Genomic DNA, 19,245 nt, shown 5'->3' with positions numbered 1-19,245 from the left:
CCAATTCCGCCGCCTCCGCGCATCCGGACGTGCGGACGCCCGGCCGGGGCGGCGGCGGGAGGGGTCAGGCGCAGCCGCAGGAGCGCCGGACCACCAGCGCGGAGGGGAACTGCCGCACCCGTTCGCGCCGGGAGCCGACCTGGCGCAGCGTGTCGTCGAGCACCAGGTCCACGGCAGCCCGGGCCATCGCGGGCCGGTCGGAGGCGACGGTGGTGAGCGGCGGGTCGGTGAGCGCCGCCTCCTTGACGTCGTCGAAGCCCGCCACCGCGAGCTCCCCCGGCACGTCCACGCGCAGCTCGCGGGCGGCGCGCAGGACGCCGATCGCCTGGTCGTCGGTGGCGCAGATGATGGCCGGCGGCCGGTCCGGGCCGGCCAGCAGGTCGAGCGCGACCCGGTAGGCGTCGTAGCGGTTGTAGGGCGCCTGGAAGAGCCTGCCCTCGGTCGGGCGTCCGGCCTCCCGCATCGCACGCTGCCAGCCGCGCACGTGGTCGGTCACCGGGTCGCCGACGACCGGGGTGGACTCCACTCCGCCCAGGCAGGCGACGTAGGGGTGCCCGTGCTCCAGCAGGTGGCGGGTGGCGAGCTGGGCGCCCCCGACGTCGTCGATGACCACGGCGACGTCGTCGATGGCGTCGGGGCGGCGGTGCAGCAGGACCACCCGCGCGTCCCAGGCGTCGATCTCGGCGGCGGCGTGCTCGCTCGGTCCCTGGCTGACCAGGATCAGCCCGGAGACCCGCATGCCGAGGAACGCGCGCAGGTAGTGCACCTCGCGCTCGTCGAGGTAGTCGGAGTTGCCGACCAGGACCATCTTCCCGCGGGCCGCCGCGGCCTGCTCCACGGCGTGCGCCATCTCCCCGAAGAAGGGCTGCCGGGCGTCGGGGACGATCATGCCTATCAGGTCGGTGCGCCGGGAGGCCATCGCCTGGGCGACCCGGTCCGGGCGGTAGCCCAGCTCCCTGATCGCGGCGAGCACCCGCTCCCGGGTGGCGGGCGCCACCGGGCGGGGACCGTTGTTGATCACATAGCTGACCACCGCGGTCGACGTACCCGCCACTCTTGCCACATCGTCCCGCGTCACCTTGGCCACGGCGGGCAGTCTACGCGGGGTGACCGGGGACCCGCCGGGCCGCACTCGCTGATCCGGTCCGCGACCGGACCGGCGACTGCGCCCCGGCGGGGACGCGCGGTGCCGCCGGGATCACCCCAGCCGCTCCCGCTCCTCGGCCGCCTCCCGGGCGACCCGCGCCGCCGCGTCGGTCACGGCCCTGGCCTCGTCACCACTCTTCTTCTCCGCGGCCGACTTCTCCGGCTTCTCCGGGGAGACGAAGCGGTACCCGACGTTCCGGACGGTGCCGATCAGCGACTCGTACTCGGGCCCGAGCTTCGCCCGCAGCCGGCGGACGTGCACGTCGACGGTACGGGTGCCGCCGAAGTAGTCGTAGCCCCAGACCTCCTGGAGAAGCTGGGCGCGGGTGAACACCCGGCCGGGGTGCTGCGCCAGGTACTTGAGCAGCTCGAACTCCTTGAAGGTCAGGTCGAGCACCCGGCCCTTGAGCTTGGCGCTGTACGTCGCCTCGTCGACCGAGAGGTCGCCGTTGCGGATCTCCATCGGGCTGTCGTCCACCGAGAGCTGCTGCCGGCCGGAGGCGAGCCGCAACCTGGCCTCGACCTCGGCGGGCCCGGCGGTGTCGAGCAGCACGTCGTCGACGCCCCACTCGGCGGTGACCGCGGCCAGGCCGCCCTCGGTCACGATGAGCATCAGCGGGCAGCCGGGCCCGGTGGAGCGCAGCAGTTGGCACAGCGACCGGACCTGCGGCAGGTCGCGGCGGCCGTCGATCATGATGACGTCGGCCCCCGGAGTGTTGACGAGGGCGGGGCCTTCCGCGGGTGCGACCCTGACGTTGTGGAGCAGGAGTCCGAGAGCGGGCAGCACTTCGGTGGAGGGCTGGAGGGCGTTGGTCAGGAGGAGTAGCGAGCTCATGACGGCGATTTCCTTCCTCGGTCCCATCGAGGACGAATAGCGGCACTGCTTCTGACGCACTTGCGGCTGCGGTCATCGGCCGGAGCCCACGGGCGGACTGCACCCCGGTTCACGGCCGATTCGCGGTACGCCTTCGTACTGCGGCCTCCAAGCACAAAAGGACCCGGGGGCGACGCTGCCCGGATCCTCGTTCGGAAGAGAATAGCCCACCAGCGCGTGCACGTCAGGGTGCCTTCGGTCACCGAGGGCCACCGGCGCGGTGGTTTCCCCTTGCCGCACCCCCGCTGACCTGCTGCTCCCGCAGCAGGGGCGCACAGGCGCACATCTCGGCATACAGACGGGCCATGATGGGGGCGGCACACCACACGGCTGGGAGACATCAATGCCCGTACACGGGACCATCCGCTACTGGGCCGCGGCGAAAGCCGCCGCGGGCATGGCGGAGGAGACCTACGAAGCCGACACCCTCGCCGAGGCGCTGGCGGGTGCGCGGACCCGGCACGCCGGGCGCCCGGAGTTCCCCCGGGTGCTGGGGCGCTGCTCTTTCCTGGTGGACAGCGCTCCGGTGGGCACGCGACCCCACGACGCGGTGGCGCTCACCCAGGGCGGCACGGTCGAGGTGCTCCCGCCGTTCGCCGGAGGTGCCCGATGAGCCCCTCCACCGGCGACTACGACCCGTACAGCTCGGGCGGTCCGCAACGCGCGTACGGCCCGCCGCCCACCGGGGCCCCCGGAGCGCACCCGCAGGCCGGTACGGGAGCGGGCACGTACCCGCCCGGGCCCTACCCGCAGCACGACCCGTACGGCCGCCGGATGCCGCAGCCGCAGCACGGGGGCCCTGCGGGCCCCGTGCCGCAGAAGGGCCCGTCGGTTCCCGCACAGGACGCGCCCGATCCGGGGGCCGGCACCGGCAGGCGCCGCAGGCCCCCGGCCGGCGGCCTCCCCACCGGGGCGCCCCCCGGCGCGGCTCCGGACGCCGGCCCGGGCCCCACGACGCGGGGAGACGACGCACCCCCGGCCCGCCGCACCGGGAACCCGATCATCGCCCCGGGTCTCCAGCCGGCCGCCGTCACGGCGGTGCTGGCCCTGCTGCTCGCCGCCGCGGCGCCGCTGGGCCGCCCGGCCCTCGCCATCGCCGTCGTGCTGCTCCAGGCGGTCACCGCCGCCGGCTGGTACCGGCTGAACGGGATGTGGCCCGCCCGGCAGGGCATCCTGCTGGCCTTCGCCGCGGGCGTCACCGCGGACCTCGCGTTGCTCGCGGCCCCGCAGGAGCACGCCGCGACCGCCGTCGTCGGTGCGCTGGGCAGCTGGATCGTGCTGCTCCTCGTCCTCCACCTGCGCAACCGCAGCTCGCCGGACGAACGGCTCTACGCGCTCACAGCCGGCGCCGGGGCGACCGTACTGGCCGTACTGGCCGCCGGGCACCTGGCCGCGGGGGGCCGCGCCCACGAGGTGGTGACGGCCGGGACGGTCACCGTGGGCGTCGCCGTCCTCGCCCGGGCGCTGCCGCTGCCCGCGCTGCTCTCGCCGGCGGTCGCGCTGGCCGCGGCGGCCGGCGCCGGGGTCGCGCTGGGTCAGGTCGTCGACCTGGGTTCGGCCGACGCGCTGATCGGCCTGGTCGCCGGCGGGTGCGCGCTGATCGGCCTGCGGGTGGCGAGCTACGACTTCCCGTCCCGGTTCGTCCACATGACCGCGGGAGTGGCGCTGCCGCTGACCGTCGCCGCACCCGCCCTCTACCTGCTCGCCCGCGTGGTGGGCTGATCCCGGGCCGCCGAGCCCCGGAAGGCCCGGGGCTCGGCGGCAGGGTACGGGCCGACGGTCCGGCGCCCGGGGAAGGCGGGCCGAGAGGGTCACGTACGATCACAACCGTTCGAGACCGGGGGGCACCGGGGGGATTGGGAGACCATGCGCAGACTGCGGACCGTACTCATCGTCGTGCTCGTCCTGGGCGGACTGCTGGTCGGCGCGGACCGGCTGGCCCTCAAGCTTGTCGAGGACCGGATGACCGAGGAGCTGGCCTCGGCCCAGAACGCCGGCAGCGCCGAGGTGCACATCAACGGCTTCCCCTTCCTCACCCAGATCGCTTCCAAGGAGCTGGAGTCGGTCGACGCCCGGCTGACCGGGGTCACCCGGGAGACCGGTGAGGGCACCCTGCGGGTGAGCGAGTTCACCCTCTCGGCCCGGAACATCACGCTGCTCGACAACTTCTCCCGGGCGATCGCCGGGAACGCGAGCGGGACGGCCCACGTGACCTACGAGGACCTCACCGAGGTCGCGGAAGAGGGCGTCCGCGTCGAGTACGGCGGGGAGACGGACAGCGGCGAGGCCAAAGTGAAGGTCAGCGCCGGAGTGGAGCTCCTCGGGCAGCCCGTCGAACGGTCCACCGTCAGCACGGTCAGCGTGGAGGACGGCGACACGATCCGGCTCCGGGCCGACTCGGTCCCGGGCGAGGACGTCCCCGGCCTGGAGAACCTGATCCGGCAGAGGATCGATTACACCCGGCGGATCGACGGCCTGCCGCAGGGCGTTCAGCTGGAGGGGCTGGAGTCCACCCGCACCGGCCTGGACGTCGAGTTCTCCGGCACCGACGTCGACTTCTCCGGCTGAGCCGATCCGGCAGCACCTCCCCGCCCCCGTACGGCTCGTACGTCCCCGCCCCCGTACGGCTCGTACGTCCCCGCCCGGCGCCCCGCCCACGGCCCCGCTCCCCGCTTCCACCTCCCCTGTCCGCGCTTTTGCGCGGGTCCGCTATCCGAGACGGGCGCGTCCGCCCCGCGACCCCGGCCGCCCCGCGCCACGGTCGACGACGTACCCCGCCACCCCGTGAACCAGGAGTGAGTACCAATGGTCGGACGCTCTCGTCTCGCCATTCGGAACGCCGGTGACACAGCACGCGCCCGTCCTTACGATCGGACCCATGAAGCGACAGGCGGACCTCACGAAGCGACGGGCAGTCGATCTGTGCCGCGTCGCCGCCATGCTCTGTCGCCCCACCGTCTGACGGCCGTTCGCCGTCGGCGGGCCCCGGCCCGCAGCCGCGCGTCCGGCGCACCGGACAGCGAGCGGCACGCCCGCACCGGCCCGTACCGGCCCGCCCCGCCCGTCTCCCCCGCCTCCCGCCTGCCCTCTGCAGGCGCGGCGGACCGTGCGCGCACCGCCCGACCGCATCCTCGCTGAAGGAGAACCCATGAGCCGCCAAGACGTCCTGGTGGACGCCGACTGGGTCCAGGCCCACCTCGACGACCCGAAGGTGGTGCTCGTCGAGGTCGACGAGGACACCTCGGCCTACGACAAGAACCACATCCGGAACGCCGTGCGGATCGACTGGAAGAGCGACCTCCAGGACCCGGTGCGCCGCGACTTCGTCGACCAGGCCGGATTCGAGAAGCTGCTCTCCGCCAAGGGCGTCGGCAACGACCACACGGTCGTGCTGTACGGCGGCAACAACAACTGGTTCGCGTCCTACGCCTACTGGTACTTCAAGCTCTACGGCCACGAGGACGTCAAGCTGCTCGACGGCGGCCGCAAGAAGTGGGAGCTGGACTCCCGCGACCTCGTCGCCGAGGTCCCGGAGCGCCCGGCGACGGACTACCGCGCCAAGCCGCAGAACACCGCGATCCGCGCCTTCCGGGACGACGTGGTGCAGGCCATCGGCAATCAGAACCTCGTCGACGTACGCTCCCCCGACGAGTTCAGCGGCAAGCTGCTGGCCCCCGCCCACCTGCCGCAGGAGCAGTCGCAGCGCCCCGGCCACGTGCCGACCGCGCGCAACATCCCCTGGTCCAAGTCGGCCAACGACGACGGCACCTTCAAGTCCGACGAGGAGCTCAAGGAGCTCTACGAGCAGGAGGGCGTGGACCTGGGCAAGGACACCATCGCCTACTGCCGCATCGGCGAGCGCTCCGCGCACAGCTGGTTCGTGCTGCACGAGCTGCTGGGCCAGGAGAACGTCAAGAACTACGACGGCTCCTGGACGGAGTACGGCTCGCTCATCGGCGTGCCGATCGAGCTCGGCTCCGACTGACCCGCTCGGCGTGGTCGGGGCGTCCGGTGCCGGACGCCCCGACCACGCCGACACATGCGTGACCCGAGAAGCGTCCGACGCGAAGCGTCTGACCCGAAGAAGAGGGAAGAACCATGTGCGGAGCACAGGCAGGCGGCCCGGACGCCTCCACCGCCAAGCCCGGCGAGACCACCATCCAAGGCAACGTGACGCGGGACGGCGAGCCCGTCACCGGCTACGTCCGGCTCCTGGACTCCACCGGTGAGTTCACCGCGGAGGTGCCCACCTCGGCCACCGGCCAGTTCCGGTTCTACGCCGCCGAGGGCACCTGGACCGTGCGCGCCCTGGTGCCGGGCGGCACCGCGGACCGCACCGTCGTCGCCCGGAAGGGCGGGCTGGCGGAGGTCGCCATCGCCGTCTGACGCCCGTCCGCGCCCGCTCTCGGAGCACACGCGGCCCGTCCACCGGGGGCCGCACCCACCGGCTGCCCGCCGCGGGGTGCGGCCCCCGGTCGTGCGCGGGCCGGACCCCAGCCGTCCGCAGGCTCTCCGGCTCCGGCTCAGTACACCAGCGCCCGGACGCCGTCCGCCATCACCTCGCTGACGAACAGTTGCGCGCCGGCGATCCGCACGCCCTCCCGCACGTCCCGCTCCGCGATGTCCCGGCGGGCGGCGCACTGGGTGCAGAGGGTGATCCGCCCGCCGGCGAGGATCCCCTCGATGAGGTCCGGCAGCGGCGCGGCGTGCGGGAGCTCGAACTCCGCGGCCCGCCCGGGCAGCGCGAACCACGCCGACTCCCCGGTGAGCCAGAGCGAGACCTCCACACCGCTGGCGGCGGCCACCGCCGCCACTGTGAACGCCTGCGAACAGCGCTCCGGGGCGTCCGCCCCCGCCGTCACCTTGATCACGAGCTTCTTCGCCTCGGCTGCCATGCGTCCCAGCCTAACCAGTCAGGGCGACCGGCCCGGACAGCTCCGGTGGCGGACCTCGCAGCGCCGCACCCCGCCGGGCCGACTAGACTCGGCGACGGTCCGTTGCGTCCCCAGATCCGCTCAAGGAGCGACTCGTGCTTGAGGCATTCTTCATCACCCTGATGGTCCTGGTCTGCGTCGGCACCGCGGCGTTCGCGGGGCTGACCGTGAAGAAGCTCTTCCAGGGCCAGCGCTGACCGCCGCGGGCCGTCGGCACCGCGCCGGCCGGGCCCGCGAGAACCGACCGACGAAACCCACCGGCCACCCGCTACAGATCGCCTGAGCCATCATGATCGAGATCCCGTCCGACCTGCACCCCGACCTGGTCCCGCTGGCTTTCCTGCTCGGCGACTGGGCCGGTGCCGGTGTCGCCGAATTCCCCGGTTCCGAGAAGTGCAACGTCGGTCAGGAGGTCACGTTCAGCCACGACGGCCGCGACTTCCTGGAGTACGTCTCGCACAGCTGGCGGCTCGACGACGAGGGCAAGAAGGTCGCCCCGCTGGAGTCGGAGTCCGGTTACTGGCGCATCGGCAAGGACCGCAAGGTCGAGACCGTGATGGTCCGGGACCAGGGCATCGTGGAGATCTGGTACGGCGAACTGGCCGAGTCCAAGCCGCAGATCGACCTCGTCACCGACGCCATCGCCCGGCTCGCGGGCGCCGGTGAGTACAGCGGCGGCAAGCGCCTCTACGGCTACGTCAAGGGCGACCTGATGTGGGTGGGCGAGAAGTCCACCCCGGAGGTGCCGCTGCGGCCGTACATGTCGGCGCATCTCAAGAAGGTCGTCGACCCCAGCGAGTGGGCCAAGGACCTCGGCGACCTGCCCGACGACGGGATCGCCTTCTTCAAGTGAGCCCCGCTCCGCGTGAGCGGGGGCCGGCCGGGTGCGCCCGCCCGGTGGCGGAACCGGCGACGGCCGCCGCGGGACTCCCGCGGCGGCCGTCGCCGGTTCCGCGCCCGCTCCGCGCGGGGGCGGTGGGGAACGGGCCGCCCGACGCCCCGCGGAGGGCGGCGGGCGCTCCCGGTCGCCTACCGGCGTGCGCCCTCAGCCGCCGACCAGGCCCACGTCCCGCACCGCGCCCTTGTCGGCGGAGGTGGCCATCGCCGCGTAGGCGCGCAGCGCGGCGGAGACCTTGCGCTCGCGGGACTTCGGCGCGTAGTGGCCGCCCAGCGCCTCCCGGCGGACGGCGAGCACCTCGTCGTCGACCTTCAGCTCGATGGAGCGGCTGGGGATGTCGATGGCGATCCGGTCGCCGTCCTCCACCAGCGCGATGGCGCCGCCGGCCGCGGCCTCCGGGGAGGCGTGCCCGATGGAGAGCCCGGAGGTGCCGCCGGAGAACCGGCCGTCGGTGATCAGCGCGCACTTGGCTCCCATCCCGCGGCCCTTGAGGAAGGACGTCGGATAGAGCATCTCCTGCATGCCGGGGCCGCCCTTGGGGCCCTCGTACCGGATGACGACGACGTCGCCCTCCTTGACGCGCTTGGTGAGGATCGCGTCGACGGCCTCCTCCTGGGACTCGCAGACCACCGCGGGGCCCTCGAAGACCCAGATGGACTCGTCCACCCCGGCGGTCTTCACCACGCAGCCGTCGGCGGCCAGGTTGCCGTAGAGGACGGAGAGGCCGCCCTCGGTGCTGTAGGCGTGCTCGACGTCCCGGATGCAGCCGCCCGCGGCGTCGGTGTCGAGGCCGTCCCAGCGCTCGGACTGGGAGAACGCCGTCGCCGAGCGGGCGCAGCCGGGGGCCGCGTGGAACATCTCCACGGCCTCCGCGGACGGCGAGCCGCCGCGGATGTCCCACTGCTTGAGCCAGTCGGCGAGCGAGGGGCTGTGCACGGAGTGCACGTCCTCGTTGAGCAGCCCGGCGCGGTACAGCTCGCCGAGGATGGCGGGGATGCCGCCGGCCCGGTGGACGTCCTCCATGTAGTACGCGCCGTTGGGCGCGACCTTGGACAGGCAGGGCAGCCGCCGGGACAGCTCGTCGATGTCCTTCATCGCGAAGTCCAGCTCGGCCTCCTGCGCGGCGGCCAGCAGGTGCAGGATCGTGTTGGTGGAGCCGCCCATCGCGATGTCCAGTGCGACGGCGTTCTCGAAGGCCTGCCGGGAGGCGACGTTCCGCGGCAGCACGGTGGCGTCGTCCTGCCCGTAGTAGCGGTGGGTGATGTCCACCACCGCCCGGCCCGCGGCCTGGTACAGCTCCTTGCGGGCCGTGTGGGTGGCGAGCACCGAGCCGTTGCCGGGCAGCGCCAGTCCGACGGCCTCGGCGAGGCAGTTCATCGAGTTGGCCGTGAACATGCCGGAGCAGGAGCCGCAGGTCGGACAGGCGTTCTCCTCGATCAGCGCCATGTCCTGGTCGGAGACGGCCTCGTTGGCGGAGTCCGCGATCGCCGAGATCAGGTCGAGCTTGCGGACCGTGCCGTCGACCAGGGTCGCGGTGCCGGACTCCATCGGCCCGCCGGAGACGAAGACGGTGGGGATGTTCAGCCGCATGGCCGCCATCAGCATGCCCGGTGTGATCTTGTCGCAGTTGGAGATGCAGATCAGCGCGTCCGCGCAGTGCGCCTCCGTCATGTACTCGACGGAGTCCGCGATCAGGTCGCGGGAGGGCAGCGAGTACAGCATCCCGCTGTGGCCCATGGCGATGCCGTCGTCCACCGCGATCGTGTTGAACTCGCGCGGGACGCCGCCTGCGGCGGAGATCGCCTCGGAGACGATCCGGCCGACCGGCTGGAGGTGGGTGTGCCCGGGGACGAACTCGGTGAAGCTGTTCGCCACGGCCACGATCGGCTTGCCGAAGTCCTCCCGCGCTACTCCGGCGGCGCGGAGGAGGGCTCGGGCACCCGCCATGTTGCGGCCGTGGGTGACGGTGCGGGACCTCAGCTCGGGCATGGTGCTCCACTCCCTGGAAACATACCGGTACGGATGCCACGAGCGTACGCCTGCCGATCCATGATCCGGACACACCCGCCGCATTCTGAGACCCCCGGCGGCGCGCCTGCGCGTCCGCACGCCCTCTGCGGACCTCAGTAGTCCTGGGAGCTCTCGGTCGGCGCGGAGCGGGGCTCGGGCCCGCGGGCCCGGACGCTCTGCAGGTGCAGATGGCGCGTGAGCCGGATCGCGGGCCGGACGAGCAGCTCGACGCTGCCGACGAGGAAGCACCAGGTACCCGCCGTGGTCCACTCCTCGGAGAAGAACATGATGCTGCCGGCGATGAACCAGAGGGCGATGAGGACGTCGTTGGAGATGCTGGCCACCTCGTACCGGCGCCGGACGACGAGTTCCTCCCGGCCCATGTGGATGACGAGTGGCCCGCCTCCCGTTGCCTTACCCATGTCCACACCCTACGATCCACCGCCCACCGGACCAAGGCCCGCCCGGGGGCTCAGCCCCCGGTCAGGTGGCGCTGGACCACAGGGGCGAGCCGCCGGATCAGCTCTTCGGGGTCCCGGGAGGCCAGTGGCTCCACCTTGATGATGTGCCGCATCAGCGCGGTGCCGATCAACTGCGCGACGGCCAGTTCGGTGCGCAGCTCCCGGTCCGGGGCCGGCACCGAGCGGGACACCCGCGGCAGTACCTCCCGGGTCACCATCTCCCGGAAGAGACCCGCCGCCGTCTCGTTGCTGACCGCCGACCGCACCAGGGCCAGGACGGGCTCCCGGGTGGCCGCGTCCTCCCAGACGCCGAGGACGAAGCGGGTGATCTGCTCGCCCAGCTCCTCCTCCGGCACTGGCGGCAGCGAGGCCAGGCCCTGCCTCGCGGGAGCGAAGGCCGTCTCCAGCGCCGCCCCGAAGACCTGCTCCTTGCTGCCGAAGTAGTGGTGCACCAGCGCCGCGTCGACGTCCGCGCCGCGTGCGATCGCCCGGACGGACGCCCGGTCGTAGCCGTGCTCGGCGAACTGGGTACGGGCCGAGGCGAGGATGCGGGCCCGTGCGTCCGGGCCCCCGTGCTGCGGGCGGGCGCGGGGCCGGCCCCTGCGGCGGGGGGCGGCGGGCTCGCTCACGGCCCGGCCGACCGGGGGGCACGGGCCAGGTGCGACCGGGTGAACGCGAGCGCCTCTGCGAGGTCGGCCTCGCGTTCGGGTGCGGACATCGCGCGCCGGGTGTTCACCTCGATCACCACGTGGCCGTCGAACCCTCCCCGCACCAGGTGCTCCAGCACCTCCGCGCAGGGCTGTCCGCCGCGCCCGGGCACCAGGTGCTCGTCCTTGCCGGACCCACTGCCGTCCGCGAGGTGGACGTGGCCGAGCCGGTCGCCCATCCGGTCCAGCATCGCCAGGGTGTCGGTGCGGGAGGTCGCGGTGTGCGAAAGGTCGATGGTGAAGTGCCGGTAGTCCTCCTCGGTGGGGTCCCAGCCAGGGGCGTACGCCTGCATCTCGCGGTCCCGGTAGCGCCACGGGTACATGTTCTCCACGGCGAAGCGCACGTCCGTCTCATCGGCCATCCGCCAGATCCCGCGCACGAAGTCGCGCGCGTAGGAGCGCTGCCACCGGAACGGCGGGTGCACCACCACGGTGGCCGCCCCCAGCCGCTCGGCGGCGCTGCGGGCGCGCTGGAGCTTCGTCCACGGGTCCGTCGACCACACCCGCTGGGTGATCAGCAGGCAGGGGGCGTGCACCGCCAGCACCGGGACCCCGTGCTGGTCGGACAACCGTCGCAGCGCCTCGACGTCCTGGCTGACGGGATCGGTCCAGACCATGACCTCGACGCCGTCGTAGCCGAGCCGGCCCGCGATGTCGAAGGCCGTCGCCGTGGACTCCGGGTACACCGAGGCCGTGGACAGCGCGACCTGTACGTCCGGGGCGCGGTCCCTGTCCGGGCCGCGCAGCGAGTCGTGAGCCACGGACCCAACCCTACGGGCAGCCGCTATCCGGCCCTGAGCCGGTCCAGCCGGCGCAGGATGACCCCCTCGCGCAGTGCCCAGGGGCAGATCTCCAGGGTCTGCACCCCGAACAGGTCCATCGCCGCCTCGGCCACGAGAGCACCGGCGGGCAACTGCGGCGCGCGGCCCTCCGACACCCCGGGGAGCGCCGCGCGCTGCTCCGAGGACATGGTGACGAGCCTGGGCACCCACTCCTCCAGCGCCTTCCGGCCGAGCTGGCGCTGGATGTACAGCCCGTCGCCGGACCGGGCGGCGCCGGTCAGCCGCGCGAGCTGCTTGAAGGTCTTGGAGGTGGCGACCACGTGGTCCGGCGCGCCGAGCCTGCTGAACTCGCCGACGACCTTGGCGATCTCAGCCCGGACGTACCGGCGCAGGGACCGTACGCCGTCCGGGGCGGGCGGGTCGCCGGGCAGCCGGGCAGCGGTGAGCCGTCCCGCGCCCAGCGGCAGGGAGACGGCGGTGTCCGGCTCCTCGTCCAGCCCGTAGGCGATCTCCAGGGAGCCGCCGCCGATGTCGAGGAGCAGCAGCTTCCCCGCCGACCAGCCGAACCAGCGGCGGGCGGCGAGGAAGGTGAGCCGGGCCTCCTCCGCTCCGGACAGGACGCGCAGGTCGACGCCGGTGTCGGCGGCCACCCGGGTGAGTACGTGGTCGTGGTTGGTGGCCTCCCGTACGGCGGAGGTCGCGAACGGCAGGAGGTCCTCCACGCCCATGTCCTCGGCGACTTCCAGGGCCTCCTTGACGGTGCCCGCCAGCCGGTCGACCCCTTCGGCGCTGATCGCACCGCGGTCGTCCAGCAGTTCCGCCAGCCGCAGCTCCGCCTTGTGGGAGTAGGCGGGCAGTGGACGCGCACCGGAGTGCGCGTCCACCACCAACAGGTGCACCGTGTTCGATCCCACATCGAGGACACCGAGTCTCATGGGAGAGCACGCTACTGCGGGAGGCGGGTCGCAGTCGCCCCGGCCCGTACCCTGGGGCACGTGGCGAAGACGAACAACGCGAAGCAGGGCAAAAGCCGGGACATGGACGGCGCGCGGCGGCGCGCGGCGGGCGAGGAGGTCCCACTGGACCACGCGCGGGCCTGGGTGGAGTTCGCGGATCCGGCGGACGAGGAGCAGGTCTTCCGCTGCGACCTGACCTGGCTCACCTCCCGCTGGAACTGCATCTTCGGTCAGGGCTGCCAGGGGATCAGCGCCGGCCGGGAGACCGACGGCTGCTGCACGCTGGGAGCGCACTTCTCCGAGGAGGACGACGAGAAGCGGGTCGCCCTGCACGCGGCCCGGCTGACCCCGGAGAACTGGCAGTTCCACGACGTGGCGGCCCGGAGCGGCTGGGTGGGGACGGACGAGGACGGCGAGCGCAAGACCCTTCGCCACGAGGGGGCCTGCATCTTCAACAACCGCCCCGGGTTCGCCGGCGGCAGCGGCTGCGCGCTGCACCTGCTGGCCCTCCAGGAGGGACGCGAGCCGCTGGAGACCAAACCGGACGTGTGCTGGCAGTTGCCGATCCGCCGCACCTACGAGTGGGTGGAGCTGCCGGACGGCGAGCAGAAGCTCCAGGTCTCGATCGGCGAGTACGACCGGCGGGGCTGGGGCTCGGGCGGGCACGACCTGCACTGGTGGTGCACCGGTGCGACCTCGGCGCACGGCGGCGGTGAACCGGTGTACGTCTCGTACCGGCCGGAGCTGACGGAGCTGATGGGGAAGGACGGCTACGACCGACTGGCCGAGCTGTGCGAGCAGCGGCTCGCCTCGCAGTTGCCACTGCTGGCTCCGCATCCGGCCGACCCGCCCCGCTGACCGCGCGGCGCTGCGCGCACACCGGAGGCCCCGCTCCGTCCGTGCGGGGCCGTGCCTCCGGCCGTTGCGCCGCTTCGGCCGCGGGAAAGAACGGTTGTGCCGGACAGTGGCGCTCAGCCGGACGGGTCCGGATTCGGATCGGAGGGGCCCGGGTCCGGGTCGGAGGGGCCCGGGTCCGGGTGGGACGGGCCAGGGTCCGGGTCGGACGGGCCAGGGTCGGGGGAGCCGGGGTCGGAGGGGCCGGGATCGGGCGCCTGTCCGCGGCCCTGCACGGTGATGACCGCTTCCCGGTCCTGCGGGGAGGCGATGCGGATGCGCGCCGACCAGTCGCCGGACGGCTCGCGCGCCCGGTCGACGGTGACCCGGACGGTCACCGATTCGCCCGGGGCGAGGGTGCCGGAGCTGCTGCTGAGCAGAAGCCAGTCCGCCTCGCCGTACGCGGACCAGTCGACCGGCGCGCCGCCCGACGCGGAGAGCGTGAGCAGGGTGGCGTCGCCGGAGGACTGGGCGGAGACGGTCAGCCTGCCGGGGCCGGGCCGGGAGGAGCTGCCGGAGTCCCCGGAGCCGCTGCCCGGACGGGCACTGCCGGAGGCCGTGCCGTCCTCGGCGGAGGTGGGCTCCCCGGTTTCGCCGTTCCCGGCGTCCTCGCCGCCGTTCTTCCCGATGCCCGCGCCGGGGTCGGGCGTACGCCCTCCGGACTGCTCGGAACCGTCCGCGCGGCCGGCGTGACGATAGGGGTAGGTGTCGAACTCCTCGGAGTCCTGGGCCTCGGCTGCGGAGACCGTGCCGCCCCGTTCCTCCTCGGAGAGCGGCGCACCGCGGTACGCGGCCCACAGCGCGAGCACCGGTGCGGCCACCACGGTGGCGACCACGGTGGTGGTGACGGCGCGGCTGCGCAACCGCTCCCGGCGCGCCCGGCGGTCGCGGGGCTCGACCGGGAAGCCGCGGCGGTTGAAGCGCGGCAGGTGCAGCAGCCGGGCCCGCAGCGCCGCCGCCATCGCGGCGTTGACGGCGGGGCGCGGTGCCTCCAGCACCGCGAGCCGGCCGGCCCCGGCGGCGCCGGTGCCGGGCCACGGATCGCCGGAGGAGCCGAGTTCGGCCGCCCGGCGGCAGTCCCGGCACTCGTCCACGTGCCGGACGAGCTCCCTGCGCAGGGCATGGCCGAGGAGCACCTGGTGGTCGCCGGCCAGCCTCGCGACGGCCGGGCAGCCGCCGTTGTCCAGCACCGAGAGCGCGGCGCGGGTACGCTCGACCTCGCAGGCGGCGCTGGAGGACAGCGCCTCGGCGGTGTCGGTGTCCAGCGCCAGGACGGCGGCGACCTCGTGGACGGGCAGTTGGTGGCGCACCGCGAGTTCGAGCGCCTCGCGCTGCTCGGGGGTGGTGCCGGCCGCCTCCGGCCAGGCCAGTGCAGCGAGTTCCTGGCGGCGCCGGGTGGCGACCGCTCCGATGACGCCGGGCGGCTCGGGTCTCCCGGTGGCGGTCGAGAGCCGGCGCAGGCAGGACCACCGGGCCAGCGCGTACAGCCACGGCCGGTGCAGCGCGGTGTCGGCCGGCGCGCGATCCCGCTTGCGCCGGCTCTCCGCGATGGCGAGGGCCTCGCCCAGCGCGGTGACGGCCTCCCCGTGCTCGCACATGACGGAGAGGCAGTAGGTGAACAGGCCGTCGAGACAGCCGTCGTAGAAGTGTGCGGGCGGACGCTCGGCAGTCGAGAGCGCGCCACGGCGCGCCGGATGTGCGCTGGTGGTGTTCGCGGGGTTCTCACGCCTGCTGCTCATCACCCGGCGACCGTAGGGGAGCAACCGGTCGTTCTCCGGTTGCCTGCACAGGTTTAACCCTTACGGGTGACAATCTCGCTCGAAAGGGGACAGTTATCGCCTCTGATTCCCTCGTTCCGGCGACTCCTGCGGAGAAGACCGCCGCCCAGGCCGTACGAGGCGGTACAGCACCCGGCCCCGGCGGGCACTGTCCGACCCCCCGGCTACGGTGAGCCGCATGGCTACCCGCAAGTCGTCCGCCAAGGACCGTCCCACCTACCGTTGCTCGGAGTGCGGTTGGACCACCGCGAAGTGGCTCGGCCGCTGCCCGGAGTGCCACGCCTGGGGAACGGTCGAGGAGGCCGGCGGGACACCCGGCGCACGGACGACGGCCCCGGGCCGCGTCTCCGCCCCCGCGGTGCCGATCGCCGAGGTCAGCGGCGCGCAGACCGCCGCGCGCTCCACCGGCGTGCCGGAGCTGGACCGCGTGCTCGGCGGCGGCCTGGTGCCCGGCTCGGTGGTGCTGTTCGCCGGGGAGCCGGGCGTCGGCAAGTCCACCCTGCTGCTGGACGTCGCCGCCAAGGCCGCCGGCGGCGACCACCGCACGCTGTACGTCACCGGCGAGGAGTCCGCCGGGCAGGTGCGGATGCGCGCGGACCGCATCCACGCCCTGCACGACGACCTCTACCTCGCCGCCGAGACGGACCTCGCCGCCGTGCTGGGCCATCTGGACGCCGTCAAGCCGTCCCTGCTGGTGCTGGACTCCGTGCAGACGGTCGCCTCCGCCGAGGTGGACGGCGCGCCCGGCGGCGTCTCGCAGGTGCGCGAGGTCGCCGGCGCGCTGATCCGGGCCTCCAAGGAGCGCGGCATCGCGACCGTCCTGGTGGGCCACGTCACCAAGGACGGCAGCATCGCCGGCCCGCGGCTGCTGGAGCACCTGGTCGACGTGGTGCTCCAGTTCGAGGGGGACCGGCACGCCAGGCTGCGGCTGGTGCGCGGGGTGAAGAACCGCTACGGCGCCACCGACGAGGTGGGCTGCTTCGAACTGCACGACGAGGGCATCGTCGGACTGGCCGACCCCTCGGGGCTGTTCCTGACCCGCCGCGCCGAGCCGGTGCCCGGGACCTGCCTGACCGTCACCCTGGAGGGGCGGCGCCCGCTGGTCGCCGAGGTCCAGGCCCTCACCGTCGACTCGCAGATCCCCTCGCCCCGCCGGACGACCTCCGGCCTGGAGACCTCCCGGGTGTCCATGATGCTGGCGGTGCTGGAGCAGCGCGGCCGGATCAGCGCCCTGGGCAAGCGGGACATCTACTCCGCCACGGTCGGCGGCGTGAAACTCTCCGAGCCGGCCGCCGACCTGGCGGTGGCGCTCGCGCTGGCGAGCGCGGCGAGCGACACCCCGCTGCCGAAGAACCTGGTGGCGATCGGCGAGGTGGGGCTGGCCGGCGAGGTGCGCCGGGTCACCGGCGTGCAGCGCCGACTCGCCGAGGCGGCCCGGCTCGGCTTCACCCACGCACTCGTGCCCACCGACCCCGGCAGGGCGCCGGACGGCATGCGGGTGAAGGAGGTCGCGGACATCGGGGAAGCACTCGGGGTGCTTCCTGCGCGGAGCTCCGGCCCGCAGGCCCCGAGCCGCCGGTAGACTTTGCCCCGGTCTCGCCCGTACGCACGACCGAAGGAGCGCCGTGGCAGCCAATGAACGGGCAGGAGCCGCTGAAGGGCTGATGCGCGCCTCACTCAGCGCGGTCGCCCCGGGCACCGCTCTGCGGGACGGCTTGGAGCGCGTTCTGCGCGGCAACACCGGCGGACTCCTGGTTCTGGGAATGGACCGCACGGTCGAGTCGCTGTGCTCGGGCGGATTCGTCCTGGACGTGGAGTTCTCCGCGACCAGACTGCGGGAGCTGTGCAAGCTCGACGGCGCCCTGATCCTCGACAAGGACATCACCAAGATCGTCCGTGCCGGGGTGCAGCTGGTTCCGGACGCCGCGATCGACACCGAGGAGACCGGCACCCGGCACCGCACGGCGCAGCGGGTCTCCATCCAGACCCGCTACCCGGTGGTCTCGGTCAGCCAGTCGATGCACCTCATCGCGCTGTACGTGGACGGCCAGCGGCGGGTGCTGGAGGACTCCGCGGCCATCCTGTCGCGGGCCAACCAGGCGCTCGCCACCCTGGAGCGGTACAAGCTCCGGCTGGACGAGGTCGCCGGCACCCTCTCCGCCCTGGAGATCGAGGACCTGGTGACGGTCCGCGACGTCTCCGCGGTGGCCCAGCGGCTGGAGATGGTGCGCCGGATCGCCACCGAGATCGCGGAGTACGTGGTGGAGCTGGGTACCGACGGCCGGTTGCTGTCGCTCCAGCTCGACGAGCTGATCGCCGGCGTGGAGCCGGAACGTGAGCTGGTCGCCCGGGACTACGTGCCCGAACCCGTGGGCAGGCGCACCCGTACGGTCGGCCAGGCCCTCGCCGACCTGGACCGGCTCAGCCACACGGAGCTGCTCGAACTCCCCACCGTGGCGCGGGCCCTGGGGTACAGCGGCGCGCCCGAGACACTTGACTCGGCCGTCTCACCGCGCGGTTTCCGGCTGCTCGCGAAGGTGCCCCGGCTGCCGAACACCGTGATCGAGCGCCTGGTGGACCACTTCGGCGGCCTGCAGAAGCTGCTGGCGGCGAGTGTGGACGACCTCCAGGCCGTGGACGGCGTCGGCGAGGCGCGGGCCCGCTCGGTCCGCGAGGGGCTCTCCCGGCTGGCCGAGTCGTCCATCCTGGAGCGCTACGTCTGACCTGCCGGGGCGGCACGGTCGGAGGCCGGTGCGGGGCGGTCCCGCGCCGGCGGGGGTCAATCCTTCGCGAGCACGAACGAGGTCTGGGCGGTGCCCAGTCCGGGAACGACCACCTCGGCGAGGTAGGTGCCGGCCGTCGCCGTCGCGGGTGAGGGCGTCGCGCACTGCGGGGCGCTGCGGCTGCGGTCCCAGGCGACCTCGTGGGTGACCTTCTCCCGGGCGGGGATCCGCAGTCGGGTCGCGCCGCCCGGGGCGCAGTGGTCGGAGGCCCAGACGACCTCGTCCTCCGCGTCGGAGACCGTGATCACCGCGCTGCCGCCCGCCACGTCGACCCGGCAGTCGCTGCCGCCGGTGTTCTCCACTGTCAGCTCCAGCTTCGGGCGCTGCCCGGGCGCGTAGGTGTTGCGGCTGCTGACCAGTGACACCTTCGCGGCGCCCGACCGGCAGGGGGACAGCCCGGCGACCGCGGAATTGCCCGCGTCGCCGGCCCCGCCTCCGCCGTCCTCCGCGCCCCCGGCGCCGTCGTCGGCCCCGCCGTCCTCGCCGTCCGCACCGCCGTCGGAACCGTCCTCGGCGCCGCCGGAACCGGACGCTCCGCCGGAGTCCCCGGAACCTCCTCCGGAGTCCGCGCCGCTGCCCTCGCTGCCCTCCTCGCGCCCGCCGGGGCGTCGGCTGTCCACCGGCCCGGAGCTCGACGGTCCGGGCGTGATGGAACTGGCCGCGCCGTTGCCGCGGTCGTCGCCCCCGCCTGCCTGCTTGTCGCCGCCGCCCCCGCCGGCGGCGAAGAAGGCCCAGGCGAGCAGCAGCACGAGCAGGGCGACCACGGACAGCGCGACGGCCCTCCGTCGCCAGTAGATGGAGGAGGGGAGCGGCCCGATCGGATTGCGCAGAGATCCCACGCGGAAACCTTACGAGACATCAGGCGCCACGCAGGGCCGTACCCGCCGCAGATCACGACAACTTTTCGTATCAGCGGCACTGGTTCCCGCGATCGGCGCCGCCGGACGCGCCCGGTCCGCCCGGAAGGCCCGTGTACGGCGCCGGCCCGGCCGGAACGAGGGCGAGGCGCCCGTACGGCCGGT

Annotated in this window: 20 protein-coding genes; 10 read left to right on the top strand and 10 right to left on the bottom strand. The window is 73.6% G+C overall.

Annotation, left to right across the window (positions count from 1 at the left end; all coding sequences use genetic code 11):
- Positions 1–64: 64 nt before the first annotated feature.
- Both H300_RS0123975 and H300_RS0123970 read right to left on the bottom strand, forming a co-directional pair.
- The gene (locus H300_RS0123975; RefSeq protein ID WP_028429417.1) at positions 65–1,087 is read right to left on the bottom strand and encodes a LacI family DNA-binding transcriptional regulator; all 1,023 of its coding nucleotides are present in this window, start codon (positions 1,085–1,087) and stop codon (positions 65–67) included.
- A 111-nt stretch (positions 1,088–1,198) separates the two neighbouring features.
- On the bottom strand, positions 1,199–1,981 hold the full coding sequence (locus H300_RS0123970; protein ID WP_028429416.1) for a response regulator transcription factor: 783 nt from the start codon (positions 1,979–1,981) through the stop codon (positions 1,199–1,201).
- A gap of 382 nt (positions 1,982–2,363) precedes the next feature.
- Here H300_RS0123970 and H300_RS0123965 point away from each other — a divergent pair, with 382 nt between their 5' ends.
- From H300_RS0123965 to H300_RS0123945, 6 genes are all read left to right on the top strand, one after another.
- The gene (locus tag H300_RS0123965) at positions 2,364–2,633 is read left to right on the top strand and encodes a MoaD/ThiS family protein (RefSeq protein WP_028429415.1); all 270 of its coding nucleotides are present in this window, start codon (positions 2,364–2,366) and stop codon (positions 2,631–2,633) included.
- The gene (locus tag H300_RS29005) at positions 2,630–3,742 is read left to right on the top strand and encodes a hypothetical protein (protein ID WP_051270386.1); all 1,113 of its coding nucleotides are present in this window, start codon (positions 2,630–2,632) and stop codon (positions 3,740–3,742) included. The genes H300_RS0123965 and H300_RS29005 overlap by 4 nt, the downstream gene beginning before the upstream one ends.
- 144 nt (positions 3,743–3,886) lie before the next feature.
- Positions 3,887–4,588, top strand: a complete 702-nt coding sequence (locus H300_RS0123955; protein ID WP_028429414.1) for an LmeA family phospholipid-binding protein — start codon at positions 3,887–3,889, stop codon at positions 4,586–4,588.
- A 310-nt stretch (positions 4,589–4,898) separates the two neighbouring features.
- Complete coding sequence (locus H300_RS32810) at positions 4,899–4,982, top strand: Ms5788A family Cys-rich leader peptide (protein ID WP_486584028.1); 84 nt, start codon at positions 4,899–4,901, stop codon at positions 4,980–4,982.
- Between the two features lie 186 nt (positions 4,983–5,168).
- Entirely contained in the window at positions 5,169–6,005 is an 837-nt protein-coding gene (locus tag H300_RS0123950; RefSeq protein WP_028429413.1) for a sulfurtransferase, read from the top strand.
- A 113-nt stretch (positions 6,006–6,118) separates the two neighbouring features.
- On the top strand, positions 6,119–6,406 hold the full coding sequence (locus H300_RS0123945) for a DUF1416 domain-containing protein (RefSeq protein ID WP_028429412.1): 288 nt from the start codon (positions 6,119–6,121) through the stop codon (positions 6,404–6,406).
- A gap of 137 nt (positions 6,407–6,543) precedes the next feature.
- Here the strand turns inward: H300_RS0123945 and H300_RS0123940 are convergent, their stop codons facing one another.
- Entirely contained in the window at positions 6,544–6,915 is a 372-nt protein-coding gene (locus H300_RS0123940) for a DsrE family protein (RefSeq protein ID WP_037981768.1), read from the bottom strand.
- Between the two features lie 328 nt (positions 6,916–7,243).
- Here H300_RS0123940 and H300_RS0123930 point away from each other — a divergent pair, with 328 nt between their 5' ends.
- Positions 7,244–7,807, top strand: coding sequence for a heme-binding beta-barrel domain-containing protein (locus tag H300_RS0123930; protein ID WP_028429409.1), 564 nt, complete (start codon positions 7,244–7,246; stop codon positions 7,805–7,807).
- A gap of 192 nt (positions 7,808–7,999) precedes the next feature.
- Here the strand turns inward: H300_RS0123930 and ilvD are convergent, their stop codons facing one another.
- The 5 genes from ilvD to H300_RS0123905 all read right to left on the bottom strand — a co-directional run bounded on the left by ilvD (position 8,000) and on the right by H300_RS0123905 (position 12,747).
- A complete protein-coding gene (gene ilvD, locus H300_RS0123925) occupies positions 8,000–9,841 on the bottom strand; it encodes a dihydroxy-acid dehydratase (protein WP_028429408.1) in 1,842 nt (613 codons plus the stop codon).
- Between the two features lie 134 nt (positions 9,842–9,975).
- On the bottom strand, positions 9,976–10,284 hold the full coding sequence (locus tag H300_RS0123920; RefSeq protein WP_028429407.1) for a YrhK family protein: 309 nt from the start codon (positions 10,282–10,284) through the stop codon (positions 9,976–9,978).
- Between the two features lie 50 nt (positions 10,285–10,334).
- Positions 10,335–10,952 (bottom strand): TetR/AcrR family transcriptional regulator, encoded by a 618-nt coding sequence (locus H300_RS0123915; protein WP_028429406.1) that lies wholly within the window; start codon positions 10,950–10,952, stop codon positions 10,335–10,337.
- Positions 10,949–11,791 carry a sugar phosphate isomerase/epimerase family protein gene (locus H300_RS0123910; RefSeq protein ID WP_486584025.1) on the bottom strand — a complete coding sequence of 281 codons (843 nt, stop codon included), beginning with the start codon at positions 11,789–11,791 and terminating at the stop codon, positions 10,949–10,951. The genes H300_RS0123915 and H300_RS0123910 overlap by 4 nt, the downstream gene beginning before the upstream one ends.
- Positions 11,792–11,814: 23 nt before the next feature.
- Complete coding sequence (locus tag H300_RS0123905; RefSeq protein ID WP_028429404.1) at positions 11,815–12,747, bottom strand: Ppx/GppA phosphatase family protein; 933 nt, start codon at positions 12,745–12,747, stop codon at positions 11,815–11,817.
- Positions 12,748–12,807: 60 nt separating this feature from the next.
- On the opposite strand from H300_RS0123905, the gene H300_RS0123900 reads away from it, so the two are divergent.
- The gene (locus H300_RS0123900) at positions 12,808–13,626 is read left to right on the top strand and encodes a DUF3109 family protein (protein ID WP_028429403.1); all 819 of its coding nucleotides are present in this window, start codon (positions 12,808–12,810) and stop codon (positions 13,624–13,626) included.
- 113 nt (positions 13,627–13,739) lie between these two features.
- Here the strand turns inward: H300_RS0123900 and H300_RS28995 are convergent, their stop codons facing one another.
- Positions 13,740–15,401, bottom strand: a complete 1,662-nt coding sequence (locus H300_RS28995; RefSeq protein ID WP_051270383.1) for a BACON domain-containing protein — start codon at positions 15,399–15,401, stop codon at positions 13,740–13,742.
- Between the two features lie 217 nt (positions 15,402–15,618).
- Between H300_RS28995 and radA the strand changes: the two genes are divergently transcribed.
- Together radA and disA are read left to right on the top strand one after the other, a co-directional pair.
- Complete coding sequence (gene radA / locus H300_RS0123890; RefSeq protein ID WP_028429402.1) at positions 15,619–17,022, top strand: DNA repair protein RadA; 1,404 nt, start codon at positions 15,619–15,621, stop codon at positions 17,020–17,022.
- A gap of 82 nt (positions 17,023–17,104) precedes the next feature.
- The gene (disA, locus tag H300_RS0123885) at positions 17,105–18,163 is read left to right on the top strand and encodes a DNA integrity scanning diadenylate cyclase DisA (RefSeq protein ID WP_051270379.1); all 1,059 of its coding nucleotides are present in this window, start codon (positions 17,105–17,107) and stop codon (positions 18,161–18,163) included.
- A 56-nt stretch (positions 18,164–18,219) separates the two neighbouring features.
- Here the strand turns inward: disA and H300_RS0123880 are convergent, their stop codons facing one another.
- The gene (locus H300_RS0123880; protein WP_028429400.1) at positions 18,220–19,062 is read right to left on the bottom strand and encodes a hypothetical protein; all 843 of its coding nucleotides are present in this window, start codon (positions 19,060–19,062) and stop codon (positions 18,220–18,222) included.
- Between the last annotated feature and the right edge of the window lie 183 nt (positions 19,063–19,245).

The sequence above is a fragment of the Streptomyces sp. TAA040 genome (assembly GCF_000424845.1).
This window is presented reverse-complemented; position numbering and strand designations above follow the sequence as displayed.